19 protein-coding genes are annotated in these 22056 nt (G+C 42.3%); 12 read left to right on the top strand and 7 right to left on the bottom strand.

Annotated features, from left to right (window positions below; all coding sequences use genetic code 11):
* The first annotated feature begins 22 nt into the window (after positions 1–22).
* The 5 genes from recF to ACYTXU_RS12345 all read left to right on the top strand — a co-directional run bounded on the left by recF (position 23) and on the right by ACYTXU_RS12345 (position 7053).
* Positions 23–1120 carry a DNA replication/repair protein RecF gene (recF, locus tag ACYTXU_RS12325; protein ID WP_462207081.1) on the top strand — a complete coding sequence of 366 codons (1098 nt, stop codon included), beginning with the start codon at positions 23–25 and terminating at the stop codon, positions 1118–1120.
* Between the two features lie 40 nt (positions 1121–1160).
* Positions 1161–3587, top strand: coding sequence for a DNA topoisomerase (ATP-hydrolyzing) subunit B (gene gyrB, locus ACYTXU_RS12330; RefSeq protein ID WP_462207082.1), 2427 nt, complete (start codon positions 1161–1163; stop codon positions 3585–3587).
* A 436-nt stretch (positions 3588–4023) separates the two neighbouring features.
* Complete coding sequence (locus tag ACYTXU_RS12335) at positions 4024–4227, top strand: dodecin family protein (RefSeq protein WP_462207083.1); 204 nt, start codon at positions 4024–4026, stop codon at positions 4225–4227.
* Between the two features lie 236 nt (positions 4228–4463).
* Positions 4464–6443, top strand: a complete 1980-nt coding sequence (locus tag ACYTXU_RS12340; RefSeq protein WP_462207084.1) for a GspE/PulE family protein — start codon at positions 4464–4466, stop codon at positions 6441–6443.
* 115 nt (positions 6444–6558) lie between these two features.
* Complete coding sequence (locus tag ACYTXU_RS12345) at positions 6559–7053, top strand: hypothetical protein (protein WP_462207085.1); 495 nt, start codon at positions 6559–6561, stop codon at positions 7051–7053.
* A gap of 59 nt (positions 7054–7112) precedes the next feature.
* Here the strand turns inward: ACYTXU_RS12345 and ubiK are convergent, their stop codons facing one another.
* From ubiK to pepQ, 4 genes are read right to left on the bottom strand one after another with little or no spacing between them, the layout of a single operon-like run.
* Positions 7113–7355 (bottom strand): ubiquinone biosynthesis accessory factor UbiK, encoded by a 243-nt coding sequence (gene ubiK / locus ACYTXU_RS12350; RefSeq protein WP_462207086.1) that lies wholly within the window; start codon positions 7353–7355, stop codon positions 7113–7115.
* 16 nt (positions 7356–7371) lie between these two features.
* Positions 7372–7713, bottom strand: coding sequence for a SirB2 family protein (locus ACYTXU_RS12355; protein ID WP_462207087.1), 342 nt, complete (start codon positions 7711–7713; stop codon positions 7372–7374).
* Between the two features lie 17 nt (positions 7714–7730).
* Entirely contained in the window at positions 7731–8384 is a 654-nt protein-coding gene (locus ACYTXU_RS12360) for a YigZ family protein (protein ID WP_462207088.1), read from the bottom strand.
* A 9-nt stretch (positions 8385–8393) separates the two neighbouring features.
* Positions 8394–9713: a Xaa-Pro dipeptidase gene (gene pepQ / locus ACYTXU_RS12365; protein ID WP_462207089.1), complete on the bottom strand. Its 1320-nt coding sequence runs from the start codon at positions 9711–9713 to the stop codon at positions 8394–8396.
* Positions 9714–9724: 11 nt separating this feature from the next.
* On the opposite strand from pepQ, the gene ACYTXU_RS12370 reads away from it, so the two are divergent.
* The 3 genes from ACYTXU_RS12370 (at position 9725) to fadA (ending at position 13320) form a co-directional block, all read left to right on the top strand.
* On the top strand, positions 9725–9913 hold the full coding sequence (locus tag ACYTXU_RS12370) for a hypothetical protein (protein ID WP_462207090.1): 189 nt from the start codon (positions 9725–9727) through the stop codon (positions 9911–9913).
* 66 nt (positions 9914–9979) lie between these two features.
* A complete protein-coding gene (gene fadB, locus ACYTXU_RS12375; protein ID WP_462207091.1) occupies positions 9980–12136 on the top strand; it encodes a fatty acid oxidation complex subunit alpha FadB in 2157 nt (718 codons plus the stop codon).
* Between the two features lie 17 nt (positions 12137–12153).
* Entirely contained in the window at positions 12154–13320 is a 1167-nt protein-coding gene (fadA, locus tag ACYTXU_RS12380; protein ID WP_462207092.1) for an acetyl-CoA C-acyltransferase FadA, read from the top strand.
* A gap of 213 nt (positions 13321–13533) precedes the next feature.
* Here the strand turns inward: fadA and ACYTXU_RS12385 are convergent, their stop codons facing one another.
* Complete coding sequence (locus tag ACYTXU_RS12385; RefSeq protein ID WP_462207093.1) at positions 13534–13677, bottom strand: hypothetical protein; 144 nt, start codon at positions 13675–13677, stop codon at positions 13534–13536.
* A 133-nt stretch (positions 13678–13810) separates the two neighbouring features.
* On the opposite strand from ACYTXU_RS12385, the gene ACYTXU_RS12390 reads away from it, so the two are divergent.
* Positions 13811–14206 carry a VOC family protein gene (locus ACYTXU_RS12390; RefSeq protein WP_462209427.1) on the top strand — a complete coding sequence of 132 codons (396 nt, stop codon included), beginning with the start codon at positions 13811–13813 and terminating at the stop codon, positions 14204–14206.
* On the opposite strand, the gene rep is transcribed toward ACYTXU_RS12390, so the two are convergent.
* Both rep and ACYTXU_RS12400 read right to left on the bottom strand, forming a co-directional pair.
* The gene (gene rep / locus ACYTXU_RS12395) at positions 14203–16227 is read right to left on the bottom strand and encodes a DNA helicase Rep (protein WP_462209428.1); all 2025 of its coding nucleotides are present in this window, start codon (positions 16225–16227) and stop codon (positions 14203–14205) included. The two genes, ACYTXU_RS12390 and rep, sit on opposite strands and share 4 nt — an antisense overlap.
* 95 nt (positions 16228–16322) lie before the next feature.
* The gene (locus tag ACYTXU_RS12400) at positions 16323–17186 is read right to left on the bottom strand and encodes an MBL fold metallo-hydrolase (RefSeq protein ID WP_462207094.1); all 864 of its coding nucleotides are present in this window, start codon (positions 17184–17186) and stop codon (positions 16323–16325) included.
* A gap of 114 nt (positions 17187–17300) precedes the next feature.
* On the opposite strand from ACYTXU_RS12400, the gene ACYTXU_RS12405 reads away from it, so the two are divergent.
* From ACYTXU_RS12405 to ACYTXU_RS12415, 3 genes are read left to right on the top strand one after another with little or no spacing between them, the layout of a single operon-like run.
* Positions 17301–19832 (top strand): efflux RND transporter permease subunit, encoded by a 2532-nt coding sequence (locus ACYTXU_RS12405; protein ID WP_462207095.1) that lies wholly within the window; start codon positions 17301–17303, stop codon positions 19830–19832.
* Between the two features lie 24 nt (positions 19833–19856).
* Positions 19857–20699 carry an outer membrane lipoprotein-sorting protein gene (locus ACYTXU_RS12410; protein ID WP_462207096.1) on the top strand — a complete coding sequence of 281 codons (843 nt, stop codon included), beginning with the start codon at positions 19857–19859 and terminating at the stop codon, positions 20697–20699.
* A gap of 23 nt (positions 20700–20722) precedes the next feature.
* Positions 20723–22051, top strand: coding sequence for a hypothetical protein (locus ACYTXU_RS12415; protein WP_462207097.1), 1329 nt, complete (start codon positions 20723–20725; stop codon positions 22049–22051).
* The last annotated feature ends 5 nt before the right edge of the window (positions 22052–22056 follow it).

Below are 22056 nucleotides of genomic sequence, written 5' to 3' on the forward strand. Positions count from 1 at the left end.
TTTATTATCTTCAGCATCCTAGATGCATATAAAATCTTTATCTATTCAAAATTTCAGGAATCTGCAGTCGTCCAGGCTGCATTTTTCATCTCAGCTGAATATCATTTACGGTGATAATGCCGCTGGGAAAACCAGCATCCTTGAAGCCCTTTTTATTCTTGGTCACGGCCGCTCCTTTCGCACCAGTCGTCATAACAAGCTCATTAACTACGACCAAGATTCGTTTACTCTTTACGGTGAGCTGCTGTCTAAAAATGTCAGTCATCGACTAGGTATTCAACGCTTCAGAAATAATGACGTCCGAATTAGGCTAGACCAAGATAATCTCACCAAGCTGAGCGATCTTGTAAGCTTGGCCCCGATTCAAATTCTTGCTCCCGAGCATTATGAACTCATAACCAAAGGGCCTAGTGGTCGCCGTAAGCTGCTTGATTGGGGAGTGTTCCACGTGGAACATTCTTTCTTAAAACGCTGGCAAGACTGTCAGCGTATTATACTTCAGCGGAACAAGATGCTAAAAAACAGCAATTCCTATAAGGATATTGAAGTTTGGGACAAGCAGCTTGTGCCACTTTCTGAACAAATAAGTCGGTACAGACTAGAGTATTGTTCTTTACTTAGTCCTTATTTTAAGAAAATCGTCTCAGAGTTTTTACCTGACGTCGAATTGTCTTTAGAGTTTTACCGAGGCTGGCAAGATAAAGAGCTTGCGGAAGTCTTATATCAACAATACCCGAAAGACAAAAAACTTGGTTATACACAGGCCACGATACAAAAGGCTGATATAAAAATTTTATCCGGAAAACACCTTGCTGCTGACTATCTATCACGAGGCCAGCAAAAATTGGTCACAACAGCTCTAAAACTAGCACAGTTAAACCTTGCTCAACAGAAAGGCCACCAGTATCCTGTATTCCTACTCGATGATATTGGTGCAGAACTTGATGAAGCGCATCAGCAAATGCTCTTAAACTTCTTGGCTAATCAGCCTGTAGAGCAGCAAATATTTATCACTTGTGTGCATTTAGATCCTCTCAAAAGCCTCATAAACAGGTATAATAATGCCAGGTTGTTCCACGTGGAACATGGGGCTGTTTCGGTAATAGAGCCTCAAGAATGAATGCGCAATAAGCTCAACAGAACAATCATAAGGAATCTGTATGTCGGAAAATAACAGTTACGATTCGTCCAGTATTAAAGTATTGAAAGGTTTGGATGCGGTTCGCAAGCGTCCAGGCATGTATATCGGTGACACTGATGATGGCACAGGCTTGCATCATATGGTATTTGAGGTGGTTGATAACTCTATTGATGAGTCACTTGCCGGTCACTGTACAGACATATACGTAACCATTCATAGCGATAACTCAGTATCTGTTAAAGATAATGGACGTGGTATTCCTACTGAACTGCATGAAGAAGAAGGTGTTTCTGCTGCTGAAGTAATTATGACTGTACTGCACGCTGGCGGTAAGTTTGATGACAACTCTTATAAAGTATCAGGCGGCTTGCACGGTGTTGGTGTGTCGGTGGTAAATGCTCTCTCTGAAGAGCTGAAGCTAACCATTCGTCGTGGTGGAAAGCGTTATGAGCAAATTTATGTACATGGGGTGCCTCAAGCGCCGCTTGAGATTGTTGGGGATGCTGAGACGACAGGCACAGAAATTCGATTCAAGCCTAGTGATAAGACATTTACTAATACCGAATACCATTACGATATTCTAGCTAAGCGTCTACGTGAGCTATCCTTTTTGAACTCTGGTGTCGGCATACGCTTGGCGGATGAGCGCACTGGCAGGCAGGATCACTTTAAGTACGAAGGTGGTATAAGAGCCTTTGTTGAATACCTAAACAGTAAGAAAACGGCAATTCATGAAAAAGTCTTCCATTTCACCCATGAGCGGGAAGAGGATGGAGTGACTGTTGAGGTTGCTATGCAATGGAATGATGGCTTCCAGGAAAGCATTTTCTGTTTTACCAATAACATTCCGCAAAGAGATGGCGGAACTCACCTGGCAGGTTTCCGTGCAGCTTTAACACGCGGCTTGAATAACTTCATGGAAAATGAGGGGTATAACAAGAAAGGAAAGGTTAACACAACGGGTGATGATGCTCGTGAGGGTTTAACAGCAGTAGTTTCTGTCAAAGTACCAGATCCTAAGTTCAGTTCACAAACGAAAGACAAATTAGTATCTAGCGAAGTTAAAACTGCGGTTGAGCAGGCCATGGGAGAGCATCTTAAAGACTTCTTGTTGGAAAACCCGGGTGAAGCTAAAGCTGTAGTTAATAAGATGATAGACGCCGCTAGAGCTCGTGAGGCTGCCAGGAAAGCAAGAGAGATGACTCGCCGTAAGGGGGCGCTTGATATTGCGGGCCTACCGGGAAAATTAGCCGACTGTCAGGAAAAAGACCCTGCATTATCAGAACTGTATATTGTGGAGGGTGATTCTGCGGGAGGGTCTGCTAAACAAGGCCGTGACCGTAAGAATCAGGCAATTCTACCTTTGAAAGGTAAGATTCTGAATGTAGAAAAGGCTCGTTTCGATAAAATGCTTTCTTCACAAGAGGTTGGCACTTTGATTACAGCTCTTGGCTGTGGGATCGGTCGTGAAGAGTTTGACGCTGATAAGACTCGTTATCATAGAATCATTATCATGACCGATGCTGACGTGGATGGTGCGCATATTCGTACGTTATTACTAACCTTCTTCTACCGTCAGGTACCACAACTAATAGAGCGTGGTTACATATATATTGCACAACCACCTTTATATAAAGTGAAGAAAGGAAAGCAGGAGCAATACCTGAAAGATGATGATGCGTTAGAGAATTACCTGACTCAAACGGCCTTAAATAACACTGAGCTTTATGTTAGTAAAGATGCGCCAGCGATTAGTGGCGAGGGTCTTGAACGGCTGGTTAATGAGTATCGTGACGTACAAACTACTATTCGTCGACTGGGGCAGTTATATCCTTCTAATATTTTAAACAGTATGATTTATCATCCAACATTAAAGACAGAGGATTTGAAGAGTGAAGCCAAAGTCAAAGAGTGGATGGATGGCTTGTCAGTTAAGCTAAACAAAGATCAAAAAAGCGGTGCTGTTCGTTTTAACTTTAATGTTCGAAAGGATAATGAACTAGAGCATTATTTACCTCATTTTGTGATGTTCCATCATGGCGTTGAGAGTGAGTACTTACTCTCAACAGAATTCTTTGCTTCAGGTGATTATAAAAAGATTTCCTTGCTGGGCGAGAAGCTGGAAACGTTGATTGAAGAAGGAGCCTTCGTTAAGCGTGGTGAAAAAATCCAGGAAATTGAATCCTTCAAGGAAGCACTTGACTGGTTGATGTCTGAAGCACGTAGAGGGCAAGCAATTCAGCGTTATAAAGGACTGGGTGAAATGAACCCAAGCCAGTTGTGGGAAACAACCATGGATCCTGAAGGCAGACGCATGTTGCAGGTAACCATTGAGGACGCAGTGGGAGCAGATCAACTATTCACAACATTAATGGGAGATCAGGTCGAACCCAGACGTGAGTTCATAGAAAATAATGCCTTGTCCGTTTCGAACTTAGATGTCTAAAATTCGATGCTATTTTTAAATAGACCGACAAAAAACCGCCTTATTAGGCGGTTTTTTATTGCAGAAAGTGAGATGGATAGCGAAAGTAAATACTTACTTCAATTCTGTTTTAGTCTAGAAAGGTAATATGCTACAAAGCGGAGCGATGATTTAACGAGTAAATCCTGTAGAGATACATGGTTTCAAGCACCAATAAAAGTGCGCCATCAGGGTTTGTATTGCTTTTCTTAGGATTAAGGGAGTCAATCAAGGTAAGGCAGTGGTGTAATACCCAGGCTTAGACACCTGCTACAGAAGATGGCAGGCCTAAACTAAAGAAAATTTAATACGGCAAATATAAAGGATTAGCTTCAAACGCATAAAATGAGATATAAGATCTTGAGATGTGATAGAACAAGAGTAAGATAAAAGTGAATCAATAACAAAAGGAGATGGTATGACTGTAGCAAAGGTTACCGAAATTATCGCTGACTCGAATGATAGTTTTGAAGATGCAGTGAAGCAAGGTATTCGAAGAGCTAATAAAACGTTAGACCAAGTAAAATCTGCCTGGATTAAAGAGCAGCAGGTGGTAATTAAAGATGGAGAGGTGGAAAAGTTCCGTGTTGTTATGAAAGTCACCTTCTTATTAAAAGATTAATCCTGCGACAGCTTCAACAAAAGCCCATGTTATTACATGGGCTTTTTTATGGAAGATAGAAAAAAGAAAGTTGAAGTGCGAATACAGCAGACTAAATAAAGGTGTGCTGCTATCAGGTTATAAACAAGGAGGGGGAGTAAAAAAAGGGGGCTGATTATGTCAAAGGAAAGATCATTGACAATAATCAAACAAAACCCCAAAAAATGAAGTAAAGTTAGGGAAACGAAGGAGGGGTTATGATTTTTGACGTATTACTGACCGATGTAATCAGCTCTACTCAAGAGCAAGCAGCTAATAGTGTTTTATGTGATATCGATAATAAATTGGAAGACATTAAGTTAGAACAAGTAGATTTCGAGAAGCAAATATTTATAACAGCCGATAAACAAATAGCATTTAAAGACGTTCAATATATCGTCATACAAAAACCAGTCTTTGAAAGCCTCGAAGATTATCAAAAAGAGTCTGGTAATCTGGACTACTCCAATTATCGAATTGAAATGAATAAAAAAAGTACCATAACGGGCCAGTGTGTTTATTGTGAAAACGAGAAAGGTCTTTGGAAAGTATTGCGTTTACACAAAAACCACATCTTTATAGTTTTGATATCAGAAAAAAACATTACAAACATTGATGTAATACAAAGCAATGGGCGTTCAACTTTTGGTCGAGAAGAAGATCGTTATACTGGCGAAATAAAAGAAATTGATCTAAGTACCATTGAAATTGATGAGAAATGGGTAAAGAAGTTTCCACCAGAATTACTGTTTAAATACCAGGCTCTACCATTATTTAAAAAGAATAACTTTCTGGAGGTTGCTTTCACTAACCCGCAACAGATTGATGCAATGCAGGTGTTAAGTTTTATTGCTGGATGCAATATTGAGCCTGTAAAAACAAGTAAGCGCGACTTGCTGGAATATTTAAGCGGCATTGTACAATTCCAAAATGAAAAAGAAGCATTAACCGAGCTGGAACGGGTCGGTATTGATGCGAGCAAAAACCTTGCCACTAATGAAATAGAAAGTCTAGGTAAGAAAAAAGGGGTGATTAACTTGATGGCGTCCATCATTACTGATGCCATTGAAAAAGGAGCATCTGATATTCATCTTCATCCAAGAGAAAAAAATTTACAGTTGCTGTATAGAATGGATGGAACTTTGACTCCAATCCGGAAACTCAATTTATCATTGCACCAGGCGCTGGTTAGTCGAATCAAGATTATCGGAGGCATGGACATTTCTGAGAGACGTTTGCCACAGGATGGACGTATTGAATATGCCGGCGGTGATAAGAGTATTGATATGCGGATATCGGTCATGCCAACTGTTTATGGAGAAAGTGTGGTCATTCGGATTTTAGATAGTTCACAAGGGCTGCGTGACATAAAGGAACTTGGCTTTAATGAAAAGGATACTGAGCGATTTGTAAATTTATTACATTCCAGTTACGGCATGTTTTTAGTTACGGGCCCTACGGGGTCGGGTAAAACCACAACCTTATATGCGGCAATTAACGAAAAGATAAAAGAAGGTCCGCATATAGTCACTGTCGAAGAACCGGTTGAGTATAAGATGAATGGTGTAACCCAAATTCCAGTTAATCATAAGATTGGGTACACCTTTGCTCGAGCATTGAGAAATATATTACGGCATGATCCAGATGTAATTATGGTTGGAGAAATACGTGATGGAGAAACAGCAAAGATTGCCGTAGAAAGTTCGTTAACTGGACACCTGGTATTAAGTACGTTGCATACGAACAGTGCGGTGAGCACTATTACTCGGTTAGTTGAAATGGGGGTTGAACCTTATTTATTAAAAGATGCGTTAGTTGGAATATTGGCTCAGCGTCTGGTTAAGAAAAATTGTCAGCACTGTCTGGTGGAAGAAAAAATACCAGAGTCAATTCGTAAAGAAATTCAGGCAACAAAAAGCGATAACTTTTATAAAGGCGCTGGTTGTGCGGAGTGCTTTAATACCGGTATTTCTGGGAGGCGATCGGTGTATGAATTATTAAGCATTACCCCTGAAGTAGCAGGAGAAATTAAGGATAGCCTGGACATCAACAAGCTCAACGAGATAGCGCAAAAACAAGGCATGGTTAGCTTGGCGGAAATGGCTTTGCAGTTGGCACGCAAAAAAGAAATATCAGCACTCGAAGTCTATAAAATCAGAGCAAATGCCAGTCAGGTTAAAACAGTGGATGAAGAATAATGTAACTCTCTTGTTTATAAATGCGTCTAACAGTTAACAACAACGAGTTCTGCTTATGGAAAGGATAGTTGTTTAAGTGTAAGTTACTGTTTTTCATGGACAAAGAGGGGATAAAATGAAAAAAATTGCTATTTTAATAGTGTTATTAACAACCTTGGTAGGATGTAAAGACGAGTCAAACTCTTTTAATCTGAGAACTGAAATGGTGTTCAGTAAAGCTAATGGTGAAGTGACTCAGGAGTTTGAGTACGGCGAAACAATTTATTTTGAAGTATATATTATTAACCAAAATAAATTAGAAACGGCAGTTATTAAATATGGTCAATGCGACGTGTTTAATATGGCCATACTTTATGAGAATGAAATTCTATGGACAGAAAACGATCGAGGAATAGGGTGTTCAGCTGATCTTAAAGAGTTGATTATCTATCCTCAAGAGCGACTGAAGGTTTATGAAGGAAAAGTTGATTATTTTGATGATGAAACTGTAAGCAATATAGATTTGCACTTGGAGCCAAATACTTACAATGTAGAAATCGAGTTAATAGGGGATAATGGTGGCTTTAGTACTAAGGATTTAACAGTACTGCCACCACCAACAGTACAATAATTTTATTAACTATAAAAAAGGAGCCGACAGGCTCCTTTTTTACTAGAGATAAATAAATCTTAAAGTTTAGATTCTATGTCAGAAAGTTTCTTTTCCAATTCTTCCAGCATTGAACGGGTTCTTTGCAGGACTTTGGTTTGTGCATCAAACTCTTCACGTGTAACCAGATCAAGCTTGGCTAGCTGATTTTGTAGGATTTGCTTGGCTTGTTTGGCAAATTCGTCACCAGTATCTTTCACTGACTGAGGAATAGCATCCGATAATTTATTTGCAATATCATCAAGCACTTTTGGGTCGATCATTTTTAGTATTCCTCTATTACCAGAGTGGTGGTTTAACTCTTGCCAAGTAAAGAACGGCTAAAACACTGGCGAGTGCTAGTACAAAAAAGATCAGTCGTTTTTTGCTTTCGGTGGCATGAAACATTTTTATGCCAAACATTATGTAGGTAACGATAAGCAGAATCTTTACTGTTAACCATGGTTGATGATGTGGGTACATCTTAAATTGCACCATTAATACGATACCGCTAGCTAACAAAAAGGTATCAATAATATGCGGTAAGATTTTAACCACTTTTTTCTGTAACAGCTGGCTACCTCTGAATAACCAGACGCTACGGATTAAAAACCCTAAAACGGTCAATGCCGCTAAACTCATGTGAAAATGTTTTAACGCTAACATGTAACTTTGGTTACCTCTAGTTGATTACGGTTGATATAAGCCTCAAGTGCTACTTCTAATTCGGGCAAAGTATTTTGCGGGACTTTGGCACGAATGGTTACCTGTTCAGCAAAGTCTGTTTGCTCAATCTCGGCTTGTGCTTCTTTAAGCAAGTATTCTACCTGTTTTTGAAGATCATAAGCACAAGTTAGATCAATCTTCTGCGTATAGATTCGAGAACCGAGAGTCAGTTGTTCCATAGCTTGTTTGACGGAACCGCCGTAAGCGCGCGCTAGGCCTCCGGTGCCTAATTTTGTACCACCATAATAGCGAGTAACCACTGCGGTTATATCCCCAACATCACTATGTTGCAAAACATTTAGCATTGGCATACCGGCTGTTCCGTTGGGTTCCCCATCATCTGAGCAGGCTATTAAAGTGGTGCTCGAAGGGTTGCCAACGATATAGGCCCAGCAGTGATGAGTCGCTTCGGGCTCAGTTTGATTGAAATGATTAATGAAGGCTTTGGCATCTTCGACCGTTGGCGTAAATGCTAATCGAGCAATAAATCGACTGCCCTTGATAACTTCTTCAAATGAAAACGGGTGCTCAACGGTATCTTGAGGCACCCGATAACCGGTAACTTCTTGCTTTACGGCGTCCGACATTACTGAAAATTAATCCAGATGCTCACGAGTCAGGTTGCGTGGGCCCGTTGCGGTGACCAGTACTTCATCTTCAATACGAATACCGCCGAAAGGTTTAAACTGTTCAATCTTATCCCAGTTTATGCTTTTGGCATGGTCAGTTTGCTTCAGATCACCCAGTAACGAGTCGATGAAATAAAGACCGGGTTCAATGGTCAGAATATTGCCAGTTTCAATGTCACGTGTGTTACGAAGGAATGGGTGCGCCTTAGGCGGTGGGGCTGGATCACCTTCGATATTCGCCTGATGGCCACCAACGTCATGTACTTGCAAGCCAATGTGATGACCCAGGCCATGCGGGAAGAAAGTAGAGGTAACACCAGCTTCAACCATAGACTCTGGTGACATATCGCAGAATTTGTACTTATTAAGCAGCTTGGCAATCTCATGGTGTGTTTCGATATGCAGGTCAACGTAGGATTGGCCTGTGGTTATTTTGCTGCAAATACGTTGCTCCAACGCATCCATATCACCAATCAGCTCGGAAAATTCATTCGTTTCATAAGCATAGGTACGAGTAATATCTGCTGCATAATTGTTATAACGGGCGCCAGCATCAATGAGGAAGGTTCGGTGCTGCTGTGGTGCCTGGTTGTTATATAAGGTGTAGTGCAAAATGGCGGCGTGTTCATTTAAAGCTACGATACTGCCGTAGGGTAGTTGATGCTCGGCGTGACCAGTTGCCAACAAATAGGCTAAATGGATTTCGAGCTCTGAGCCATTCTTGAAGAACATATCGCGAGCAGCCATGTGGCCCATGGCGGCGCGTTGGTTCGCACGTGAAACACATTCTACTTCGTAATCAGACTTGATCGCGCGATGCCAGTTGATTTCGTTCATGAAATAGCCGGGGTTTACCGCTGCAAAATTATCTTCGTCAAAAGGACGTGCCATTTCGCCGATATAGGCGACGTTACCCGTTGTTGGCACATGAGAAAGCACTTCATCTTTGGTACGAGTCATTACAATATCAAAGTGCTCAACCCAGAAACCTTCAGGATCACCAGCCACATAGTGCCAGAAATCAACTGGTTGGTAGTAACACAGCTTGCGCGTACCATCCGCTGAGATAATCAATACGCTATCGTGCAAATCATCGAGAGGCACAAAGCTGTTAAAATGGAAGTTGGATTTAAACGGATAAGACATGTCATCAAGAAAGATGCCGTGCTGTGAGCCAGCCGGAATCACCAGGTGATCAAAATCATGATGTTCCATGGCTTTTTGGTAGCGCTGAGTTACAACGTCAATGTGATGTTTGAATAAAGGCGCCAACGAAGAATCGTGCATAAAGTATCCGCTTGTGGTTAATCAATAGTGGCACCATTATTCCAGAAATCACGCCCGATCAGAAGGGTAGTCGGGGGCTTTCGTTTCCGATTAAACTTCGCTATGATTGGTCAGACCAGAAGTTTGAATTGTGTCTGCTGACCTCCAGCAGTACACTGGTTTCCTTTATTTTAGCCCTGACTCAGAAAAGTGAGAGTTAACCGCTAGAACAATTACCGCCAAAGCATTTCTTGCGAGAGATTGGCAGCCAGCAATGGAGATAAAGAATGATATTTGAAGGTCAATCGATTCAATGCAGATTGCACCCAACGGGGATTGCTGAAGTCTGTTTTGATAACCAGAAAGAGTCGGTCAACAAGTTTGATCGCGATACCCTAGAAGAGCTTGATAAAGTTATTAGCCTATTAAAAGATAACTCTGATATAAAAGCCGCCATGGTCACTAGCGGTAAGCCGGTGTTTATTGTCGGCGCTGATATTACGGAGTTTTTAGGCTTGTTTGCTTTGCCACGTGAAGAGTTAATGAAGTGGATTGTACAAGCGAACGCTATATTTACTGGTTTTGAAAACTTGCCGTTCCCAACTGCTGTTGCCATCAATGGGATTGCTTTAGGTGGCGGTATGGAAATGTGCTTAAGTTGTGATATGCGTATCGCTTCTACCGGTGCGCAAGTAGGCTTACCGGAAACCAAGTTGGGATTGATTCCTGGTTTCGGTGGCACCACTCGGTTGCCAAGAGTGATTGGTGCTGATAATGCATTTGAATGGATTGCCGGTGGCAAACCGAGTAAACCAGACGCCGCATTGAAAATAGGTGCGATTGATGCTGTGGTAGATGGTGATAACCTGTTCGCAGCAACAGAACGAATGTTGCTCGAAGCGATTGAAGGTAAGTTGGACTGGAAAGGCCGTCGTGCAGAAAAGACGGGACCATTAAAGCTTAATAAAATTGAGGCGAGCATGTCATTTATGACTTCAAAGGCCTATATCGCTGGTCAAGCAGGGCCACATTATCCAGCACCGGTTAAAGCGGTTGAAGCGATTGAAAAAGGTGCAGCTCTGCCACTAGAAGAAGCCATCAAATTTGAACATGAAGTCTTTGCTGATGTGGCGCAAAGCCCACAGGCTTCGGCACTGATACAGTTATTCCTAAATGATCAGGTTTTAAAGAAAAAAGCCAAGCAAGCCTCTAAGGCAAAGGATGTTGAAGTAAAGGCTGCTACGGTTTTAGGTGCAGGAATTATGGGCGGTGGTATCGCTTACCAGTCAGCTTCACGCGGCGTACCAGCGATTATGAAAGACATTCGCCAGGAAGCGCTTGAGCAGGGCATGAATGAAGCCATTCAGTTATTTGGTAAGGGTGTTAAATACGGCAAGATCAGTACTGAAAAAATGGCACAGGGTATTGCCAGCATAAAACCAACCTTAAGTTACGATGAGATCAAGCATACCAACATTGTCGTTGAGGCAGTGGTTGAGAATCCAAAGGTCAAAGAAGCGGTACTAAAAGAAGTGGAACAAATGATGCCTGAAGACGCCATCATTTGTTCTAATACATCTACTATTTCAATTGATCGCTTAGCCGGAGCTTTGAAACGCCCGGAAAAATTCTGCGGCATGCACTTTTTCAACCCAGTACATAAGATGCCATTAGTGGAAGTCATTCGGGGTAAAAATACTTCTGAAGAAACCATTGCCAGTGTCGTAGCTTATGCAAGCGCCATGGGTAAGTCACCAGTAGTGGTTAACGACTGCCCGGGCTTCTTCGTTAATCGAGTTCTATTCCCTTATTTTGGTGGTTTCACCAAACTGTTAAGAGATGGCGCAGATTTCCAGCAAGTGGATAAAGTCATGAGTAAGAAGTTCGGTTGGCCAATGGGTCCTGCTTATCTGCTGGACGTAGTGGGCATGGATACTGGTAAGCATGCAGCCGAAGTAATGGCGGAAGGTTTCCCGGATCGTATGAGCAAAGAAGAGAAAGATGCGATTGATGTCATGTTTGAACATGAGCGTTATGGCCAGAAAAACGGCAAAGGCTTTTATGTTTACGGAACCGATAAACGCGGCAAGCCAACTAAAGAAGCTGACCCAAAGGCTTATGAACTATTGAAAGAAGTCTGTCAGGACAGCAAAGAGTTCAACGATGAAGAAATCATTGCGCGTAATATGTTGCCGATGATTATCGAAACCATTCGCTGTCTGGAAGAAGGCATTATTGCCAGCCCTGCTGAAGGTGATATGGCATTGATTTATGGTTTAGGATTCCCTCCTTTCCGTGGCGGAGTATTCAAGTATGTCGATGATAGCGGCATACAAACAATTGTTGATCTAGCCAATAAGTACAAGCATTTAGGAAAAGCTTATGAGCCAACCGAAGGCATGTTAGCGATGGCCAAAGACAACAAAAAATTCTACAACGCATAACCAAAGGGGAAAGAGAAATGAATGAAGTAGTAATAGTTGATGCCATTCGTACCCCGATGGGGCGTTCGAAAGGTGGTATGTTTAGAAATACACGAGCTGAAGAATTATCGGCACGTTTAATGCAGGGGTTGTTGGATCGCAACAGTGCACTAGATCCAGCTGATGTTGAAGATGTGATCTGGGGTTGTGTACAACAGACCTTAGAACAAGGTTTTAATATTGCACGAAATGCGATGCTTAAAACCAGTTTGCCACACACAGTAGCAGGACAAACGGTTAATCGTCTGTGCGGTTCATCCATGCAGGCGTTACATTCCGCCGCTCGTTCCATTATGGTCGGCGATGGTGATGTGTTTATTATTGGTGGTGTTGAACATATGGGTCATGTGCCGATGAATCACGGCATTGATTTTGATCCAGAGTTAGCCAAGTACACAGCAAAGGCTGCTGGCATGATGGGCTTAACAGCAGAAATGCTGGCCATGATGCATAAGGTTTCACGACAGGAACAAGATGAGTTCGGTTACCGCTCACACCAATTAGCGCACAAAGCCACTATCGAAGGTCGTTTCAAAAAAGAAATCCTGGCTATGGAAGCGCATGATGAAACGGGTGGTTTACGTTTATACGATTTTGATGAAGTGATTCGTCCTGAATCGACCATAGAGGATATGGCAAAACTTCGCCCTGTATTCAATCCAAAAGACGGTACCGTAACAGCAGCAACGTCTTCTGCAATATCCGATGGCGCAGCGGCCATGCTAGTCATGTCGCGTGAAAAAGCTGATGCATTAGGTTTAAAGCCAATCGCTAAAGTGGTCTCAATGGGTGTCGCAGGTTGCGATCCATCCATCATGGGTTTTGGTCCTGTTCCAGCAGTTAATAAAGCATTAAAGCGTGCAGGTATGAAATTATCGGATATTGATTTGTTCGAATTAAATGAAGCCTTCGCAGCACAATCAATCGCCGTATTGGACGGGTTAGGCATGCGTGACAACTGGCAGGATAAAGTGAACCTTAATGGTGGCGCGATTGCACTTGGTCATCCTTTAGGTTGTTCTGGTGCGAGAATCTCAACCACTTTACTCCGGTTGATGGAAGATAAAGATAAAGAGTTTGGTATTTCAACCATGTGTATTGGATTGGGACAGGGGATTGCTACTGTGTTCCAGCGGTTGAATTAAGCTTTAACTTTAAAACTTAAAAAGGCTCCTGATGGAGCCTTTTTTGTGGTTAATAACCATACTTGAGATCGAAGTATTTGAAGTAAAAGGTAATAGATCCTGTAGGTTGGTGATGAGCAAAGCGAATCCCAACAGTACGATATGGTATAAAAATGCTGTTGCGCTGGGATTCGCTTTGCTCATCACCAGCCTACGACACAGAATAAAAACTTATTAAGGTTTGTTTTTAAGTTTGTGTTCCGGTGGGTTTTGATTGCGTTGGTTATCAAAGAAAATACTGCCAGTTACTCCGGCGAGGCCAAATATAAATATGAGTAGTGATACCAGTATCACTATAATCCACTCGAATATTGTCATGGGGCACCTCCTGTGCTTTTCTTTCATAATCGCTAATTAATGAAAAGTAAGCAACTAAAATAATGTAAAAGTTTAAGGTTAGTCTATACTGGTTGCAGTGAATCAAGGGTGAATCTAACAAAGGAAAATTGTGATGCAGTCGAACTGTCAGAAGATCACTAATGTGATTGTGGTCAAAAATGTGGATAAAGGCATTCAATTCTGGGGCAAGCTGGGCTTTGAAGTTGTCACTTCAGTACCACAGGATGATGAAATTGGCTTTGTGATTTTAAGCAACGGGAAAGCTGAGATCATGTATCAAACAACGGCCAGTATTGAAGATGATATTAATGAGAAGTTGCCAGAATCTAAAACTTTCCTATTTATAGAAGTTGAGGATATCGAAAACATCCAACAAGCCATGCACAGTGAAGAAATATTGATTAAAGAAAGGGAAACCTTTTATGGGGCAACGGAAACTATTTGTCTGGATCCTTATGGTAACTGGATTTGTTTTGCCCAATTTAAGGAAGGCAAAGAGAGTAACTAATCAGCGAAGAGGGATTTAAGCATCGAGATATTGTCGCTTGCTAACTGTTCTTGCTCTTCTTCGCTTAGAGGTTTGCGCTTTGCATCCCAGTCGAGGTCGTCTTGCGGTAGTTCGTTGAGGAAGCGGCTGGGTTCGCAAGTCAACACCTCGCCGTACTTTGAGCGCTTCTTGCACAAGGTAAAGGTTAAGGTTCGTTGAGCTCGGGTGATGCCAACGTAGGCCAGGCGTCTTTCTTCTTCGATATCGTCATTTTCGATACTGGATTTATGAGGCAGAAATTCTTCTTCCATGCCGACCAGATAAACGTGGCTGAACTCTAATCCTTTAGCAGCGTGTAAAGTCATTAACTGTACTTCGTTAGACTCTTCTTCTTCTTTTTCATTGCGGTCAAGCATGTCGCGCAACATCAGGTTAGCAACAGCGGCGGCAAATGGATTGGAATCCTGTTCATTATCGTCAATGCCTTTTTCCACCCATCCCAGTAATTCTTGAATGTTGTTCCAGCGATATTCGGCTGCTTTAGGGGTACTGGATGTTTCATGCAGCCAGGAGTGATAGCCAATACGCGCGACCAGATCATGAATGACGCCCACGCTATCGCCACGTGCAGCATTATCAGCAGCTCGCGTAACTAAATCAGAAAAGCGACGAACATTGTCTAAACCTTTTCCTTGTAGATGTTGCTCTAGTCCAACTTCATGACTGGCAGCAAATAAACTGATATGACGCATCTGAGCGTAAGAACCGAGTTGCTCAAGGGTGGTTGGTCCAATGCCGCGACGCGGGGTGTTGGCTATGCGCAGAAAAGCATTATCGTCGTCTGGATTCGTTAATAAGCGCAGGTAGGCCATAATATCCTTAATCTCAGCGCGAGAGAAAAAGGAAGTACTGCCTGAAATCTTATAAGGCACATTGTTAGAAATTAATGTGCGTTCAAATATTTTCGCCTGATGATTGCCTCGATACAAAATAGCAAAGTCAGAGTAGCGTCCGTTTTTAGTACGAACTTTTCGGCTAATAATTTCAGTAACCACTTTTTCCGCTTCAGCATCTTCATTGGGACAGGTAATCACTCTAAGCGGATCGCCATAGGGTTTGTCTGACCATAGTTTTTTAATAAATGCGTGTGGGTTGTTATCGATCAATACGTTGGCCGCTTTAAGAATGCGTCCATAAGAGCGATAATTTTGTTCGAGTTTAATAACTTGAAGATGGGGGTAATCTTTTGCCAGTTGGTCGAGATTTTCAGGACGTGCACCACGCCAGGAATAAATCGACTGATCGTCGTCGCCAACCACCGTAAAATTACCAAACTGGCCGACTAAGTGTTTAATTAATTCATACTGGCTGGTGTTGGTATCCTGATACTCATCGACTAATAAATAACGAATTTTGTTTTGCCACTTTTCTCGTACTTCTGGATCATCGCGCAACAGTAAAGTTGGAATTAAGATCAAGTCATCAAAATCGACTGCATTGTAGGCTTTCATGCTACGTGCATATTTTTCGTAGACTTTAGAGAAGATGAGCTGTTCTTGATCCTTAGCCTGATTAATAGCTTGCTCGGGAAGAATAAGATCGTTTTTCCAGGCCGATATTTGCTGCTGTAACCGGAACAGAAGTTGCTTGTCACTTTCTGCTTCTTTAAAGCCCAGATCTTTGAGTAGAGCCAGCGAGTCCTGATCATCAAAAATAGTAAAGTTGGACTTCATGCCAAGCTTTTTATATTCGCGACGGATAAAGTTAAGGCCAAAGTTATGGAAAGTTGAAACTGTCAAGCCTTGAGTTGCGCTGGCTCCGGCCAGTTTACTGACTCGCTGCTTCATTTCGCGGGCAGCTTTATTGGTGAAGGTTACAGCAACAATATTGCGAGCTGGAATGGCTTTTTCTTTGATCAGATAAACCATCTTGCGTGTAATAACACTTGTTTTACCACTACCGGCACCAGCCAACACCAGGATTGGACCCTGAGTTGCTAATAGAGCTTCGCGTTGTTTTTCGTTGAGCTTAGGTAAAGACAAGGTTGCTGGACGGTTAATCAAAACTGGCGGCAAGTTTAGCAATTTGCCGCCAGCAAAGACAATGGTAAATCGGAAAATCCGAAGTCAATAAATAATCAGTTGCCGCCTTTTTCAACAAACAGAGGCAGTTTCAAATACTTACGTCCGTTCGATTCCGAGCCGGGTAATTCTGCTGCTCGAATATTGAGCTGAACTGAAGGATATATCAAACGAGGAACAGCCAGAGTGGCATCTCGTTGGGTTCGAATCTGAACAAACTCCTGTTTATTGTGGTTTGCTTGCTGTAAATGAACATTGTGCTTCATTTGGGCAACCGGAATGCCGGTTTCCGGCTGGCGGCCATCGGGGTAGTCATGACATAACCAAAGTTTGAAGTCCTCCGGAAAAGAGAGCAGACGTTGAAGACTATCGAATAGTTTTTCTGCATCACCGCCAGGAAAGTCACAACGAGCGGTTCCTGTATCCGGATGAAAAAAGGTATCGCCAATAAACAGGTTACCTTCGATAAGGTAGCTCATACTGTCGTTTGTATGGCCGGGGGTAGGATGAGCAGTAAATTCATAAGAACCAAAAGGTAACTTCTCTCCTTCCGCCATTAAGTGATCAAACTGGCTACCATCAATCGGCATGTCGATATTAAAGAAGTCACTGAAATGGCTTTGTACTTCTTTGATGCCTTCACCAATGACAATTTTACCGCCCAAAGCCTGTTTAATATGCTGAGCTGCGGATATGTGATCTGCGTGAGCGTGGGTTTCCAGAATCCATTGTAAGTTAAGAGAGTTTTGTTTAATGTAATCAATGAGTTGATTAGCTGATTGATAGCTGATTTTGCCGGAACTCAAATCGAAGTCCATGACAGGATCGATAATAGTGGCTGTTTTTTGATCAGGATCAAGAAGGAGATAACTCCAGGTGCCAGTATCATCATGATAGAAGGATTTAATTTCGATAGGCATGCTATATTAACTTAATAAGTTTGTTATCTAGGATAGATTATTGTTTGAATATTAGCAAATACTAATCTACAATACATTAGATTTCTCTAATAAAGAGCTTAAATGGAAGGTTCTATGAAACAATCGCTGCTTAAATTCTCCATGATGAAGCCTAAATGGGTATTCGTTATTACGTTGCTGGTGACGGCAATTACCGGGGCCATGATTCCCAATATCGTTGTGGATACGGATCCGGAGAATATGTTGGCTGAAGATCAGGCGTCACGCGTCTATCACAACGACGTAAAGGATCGCTTTGATCTGTATGACATCATTGTGGTGGGCGCGGTCAATCATAGTGAAGCGGGAATCTATAATCCGAAATCATTACAGGCCATTAAGACGTTGACCGATGGTATTGCTGAGATAGAAGGAGTGGTTGCTCCGGATATGATGGCGTTGTCGACAGTGGACAACATCAGTCAGGAAGGACCTGGCACTATTCGTTTTGAATGGCTGATGAAAGAAGCACCGGAAACTCAAGGTGAAGCAGATTGGATCAATCAGCAGGTAGAACGCTTACCTTTATTGCAGGACACCCTGGCGTCTGGTGATGATAAGGCAACGGCAATTTATGTGCCAATTATAGATAAAGATGAAAGTTACCGAATTTCGAAGCAGATAGAAGGTTTGATTAGTAAACTGGATTCTAATGATGATTACCACATTACAGGTCTTCCTGTCGCAGAAGACACTTTTGGTTATCAGATGTTTGTACAGATGGGCATTTCTGCGCCATTAGCGGCTTTGGTAATTTTCATCTTGATGTGGGTCTTTTTCCGCAATTTTAAATTTATTGCTGCACCAATGATTATCGCGATGGCCACTGTGATTATCACTATGGGCTTATTAATTGGTATGGGCTTTACCGTTCATATCATGAGTTCAATGATCCCAATCTTTTTGATGCCAATTGCGGTAGTAGACTCTATTCACATCATGTCGGAATTTGCTGATAGTTATAAACCTGGTCGCGACCGTAAAGAGGTGATTAAAGAAGTCATTGGCCATCTGTTCACACCTATGTTGTATACCAGTGTGACTTCGGCGGTAGGCTTCTTCTCACTATTGTTAACTCCTATTCCACCAGTGCAGATATTTGGCGCTTATGTTGGCTTTGGTATTTTGTTGGCTTTCTTGTTAACGATTATTTTTATTCCAGCTTATTTGATAGCGCTAAAACCAAAGGCATTGGCCTCGCTTCAAACAGAGGCAAAGCAAAAAGGTAAGTTGCAAAAGATTCTGCACAAAATAGGTAAAGGCAGTTTAGCGGCCAGCAAACTGGTCACTGTTTTCTTTGTCGCAGTTGTTGCACTAAGTATCTGGGGAATTACTCAGATTGAAATTAATGATAACCCGGTACGCTGGTTCAAGGCAGATCACGATATTCGTGTAGCTGATAGAGTGTTAAACGATCACTTTGCTGGAACCTATGATGCATACTTGGTCTTAGAAGCTGATGAATCTGAAGCAAAAGCAGCTTGGATGAGAGTAGTTGATGCCATTGAAGATAAAGCATTGAAGAGCGAAGTTGAAACTGTCATGCAAAATGAAAATCAACTAACGACGCAGCTAAATCAGGTCATTATGTTGTTAGAAGATAAGTTATTTGATGCAACTGATGAGCAAGCGGAAGTGCTGGAAAGTTTGATCATGCAAGCCGATGAGGCACGTATAAAAGTAGCTTACTTCCAACAGCCGGAGATGTTGCATGAGATTGAAAAGCTGCAACAGGCATTGGCGGATAGTGGTTATGTGGGGAAAAGTAATTCGCTAGCTGATGTTGTTAAAACAGTGACCCGTGAATTGAAAACTGGCCAACCAAAAGACTTTGTTATACCCAACAGTCAGAATGGTGTGGCGCAGGCTTTGTTGCAATATCAATCGTCGCACAGGCCACAAGATCTATGGCACATGGTTACTAAGGAGTACAGCTCTACAGCAATCTGGTTACAGCTGACCAGTGGTGACAATCAGGATATGACCAAGGTGGTGGATTTTGTGGAGCAATATTTTGCAGAAAATCCTTTACCGGAAGGTGTTAAAGCACAGTGGGCGGGCAAGAGCTATCTGAACATGGTGTGGCAGGATGAAATGGTTAAAGGGATGTTAGACAGCTTGATGAGTGCCTTTGTTGTTGTGTTTCTGATGATGATTATTCTATTCCGTAGCGTACTGTTTGGTGTGCTGGCAATGTTGCCATTGAGTATAACCATTTTGTTTATTTATGGACTGATTGGCTGGGTCGGCAAAGATTATGATATGCCAATTGCGGTCTTGTCATCGTTAACGCTGGGTTTGTCGATTGATTTTGCGATTCATTTTTTAGAGCGGGCAAGAGAAATCTTTAAACAAACCGGTGATTTTAAAAAGACCATGGTCAAAATGTTTGAAGAACCAGCATCAGCAATCAGCCGCAATGCGATTGTGATTGCGATAGGCTTTACGCCGTTACTGTTCGCGCCATTAGTACCCTACATAACGGTAGGTTTCTTCCTGGCAACCATTATGGCTGCATCGGCCGCGGTTACCCTGGTTTTATTGCCAGTGGCACTAAAAGCGACACGTAACTGGGCATTTAAACCTGAAACTCAGGTCGACAGTTAGTCGGAGCATTATAGGAGGCTTTACATGAAAAGCTTACACAAAAGTTTTAAACAAAAAGGTTTGGCATTATTAGTAGCAGGGCTGATCTTGCCAATGATGACGGCCAGCATACAGGCTGCTGAAACAAGCGGCGGCCCGGATGTCGAGGAAGTTGTTAGCAAGGCTAATAAAATATCTTATTACGCTGGCGATGATGGGCGCAGTGATGCACGCATGGTCATTATGGACAAAGACGGTAATCGTCAGTTAAGGCAGTTTGTGATTTTACGAAAAGACATTGAGGATGAAGGTGACCAAAACTTCTTGGTGGTCTTTAGTCGTCCTTCGGATGTTCGGGGTACCGTTTTTTTGGTCAACAAGCATGTAGATCGTGACGATGATCGTTGGTTGTATTTGCCAGGGCTGGATTTGGAAAAACGAATTTCGGCAGGAGATAAGCGAACCAGTTTTGTCGGCTCTGATTTTTTTTATGAAGATGTCTCCGGTCGCAATCCTGAGCTAGACAGCCACGAATTACTAGAAACTACGGAAACAGCTTATATCGTAAAAAGCAGGCCAATTGATAAGACAAATGTTGAGTTTGCGTATTATATAGCAAACATTAATAAAGAAACCTATCTGCCTATGACGGTTGAGTATTACAACCAGAAAGGAGAGGTTTATCGCCGCATGGATGTTGTTGAAGTAGAAGAGATACAGGACATCCCAACCGTTATGAAATCTAAAATCACAAATCTGGAAACCGGTAGTGTGACATTTATGGAGTTCCGCCGCCCGGCATATAACATTGGTCTTCCTGATGATGTTTTTACCTCGCGTTCGCTGCGCAATCCTCCACGGGAGTGGCTCGAAGCTGAGCCAGAGTAAAGGATTCGGTAATAGGAAAAAATATGAGTACTAAAGCTCAAATTGTGAAAGGTTTAATCCTGGGTAGCGTTATAGCCATCCAGGGACTACCTATCAGCATGGCTGCTGAAGAAGATGGCTCTCAAGATGAAGAGTGGGCTGATGTTTGGGAAGATGACTGGGAAGAAGATGCTTCGAACTGGTCGTGGGCCGGATTTGTCGAAGCAGGTTACGGACAAAGGTTGCAAACCGATCCCTTGTTTGATGATAAGCAAACGTTGAATGAGGTTCGTGGGCATCTAGAGGCAGATTACATTGGAGAGGAGGTTAACTTTTCATTTCGTGGCGATAGTTGGTATGACGGTGTTACCGATGAAATGGAAGTGGACTTACGAGAGTTGAGTTGGAGTTTTTCCGCTTTTGGTAATACGGATTTTAAAATTGGTCGTCAAATAAGCACCTGGGGAACTGGCGATTTGGTTTTCCTGAATGACTTGTTTCCCAAAGACTGGCAGTCGTTTTTTGCTGGACGTGAAGATACCTACTTAAAGGCACCAGCGAACTCGGTGCGAATGACCAGTTACTTCGATGCGCTGAATACTGACCTGGTATGGACTCCGGTGTTTGAAGAGGACCGCTATATTAACGGAGAACGATTTTCACTATTTAATCCTGTGGTGGGAGACAACATCGGCGGAATGGATGTGATCAACCCTGTTGAACCCGATAAAAATTTTGGTAACAGCGAAATTGCACTACGCTTGTATAAAAATGTGGATGGAACCGAATATGCACTCTATGGTTATCGTGGATTTGATAAACAACCCGTCGGCATAACCAATACTTTTCAACCAACTTTCCATCGCAAGAATGTTTATGGAGCGAGCCTCCGCGGAAATGTCAGCGATGGTCTCTTTAATGTTGAAGTGGCTTATCACGATGCAGTAGAAGACAGTCGTGGTAGCGATCCATTTGTGAAGAACTCGCAGTGGCGTTTTTTGGCCGGTTATGAGTCAGAAGTTGCAACCCGATTGACTCTTGGTTTGCAGTATTATCTGGAATGGAATCAAGACTATGATCAGTTAATTACGAATTCACCATTCCCGCAATACGAAGGCGAAGAGAAGCGCCACTTAGTAACCACCCGACTGACCTACAGAACGGCAAAAGATAAATTTGTTTGGTCGTTATTTGTATTCTATTCACCAAGCGACAACGACAGTTATATACGCCCAAGCATGAATTACCGATTCAGTGATGAATGGTTGTTTACGGTTGGGGCAAATCTGTTCAATGGCCGGGAAGATCATACCTTCTTTGGTCAGTTTGAAGATGCAAGCAACGCGTACCTGCGTGTGAGATATCAATTTTAGGAGGC

The organism is Kangiella sp. M94, assembly GCF_054926195.1.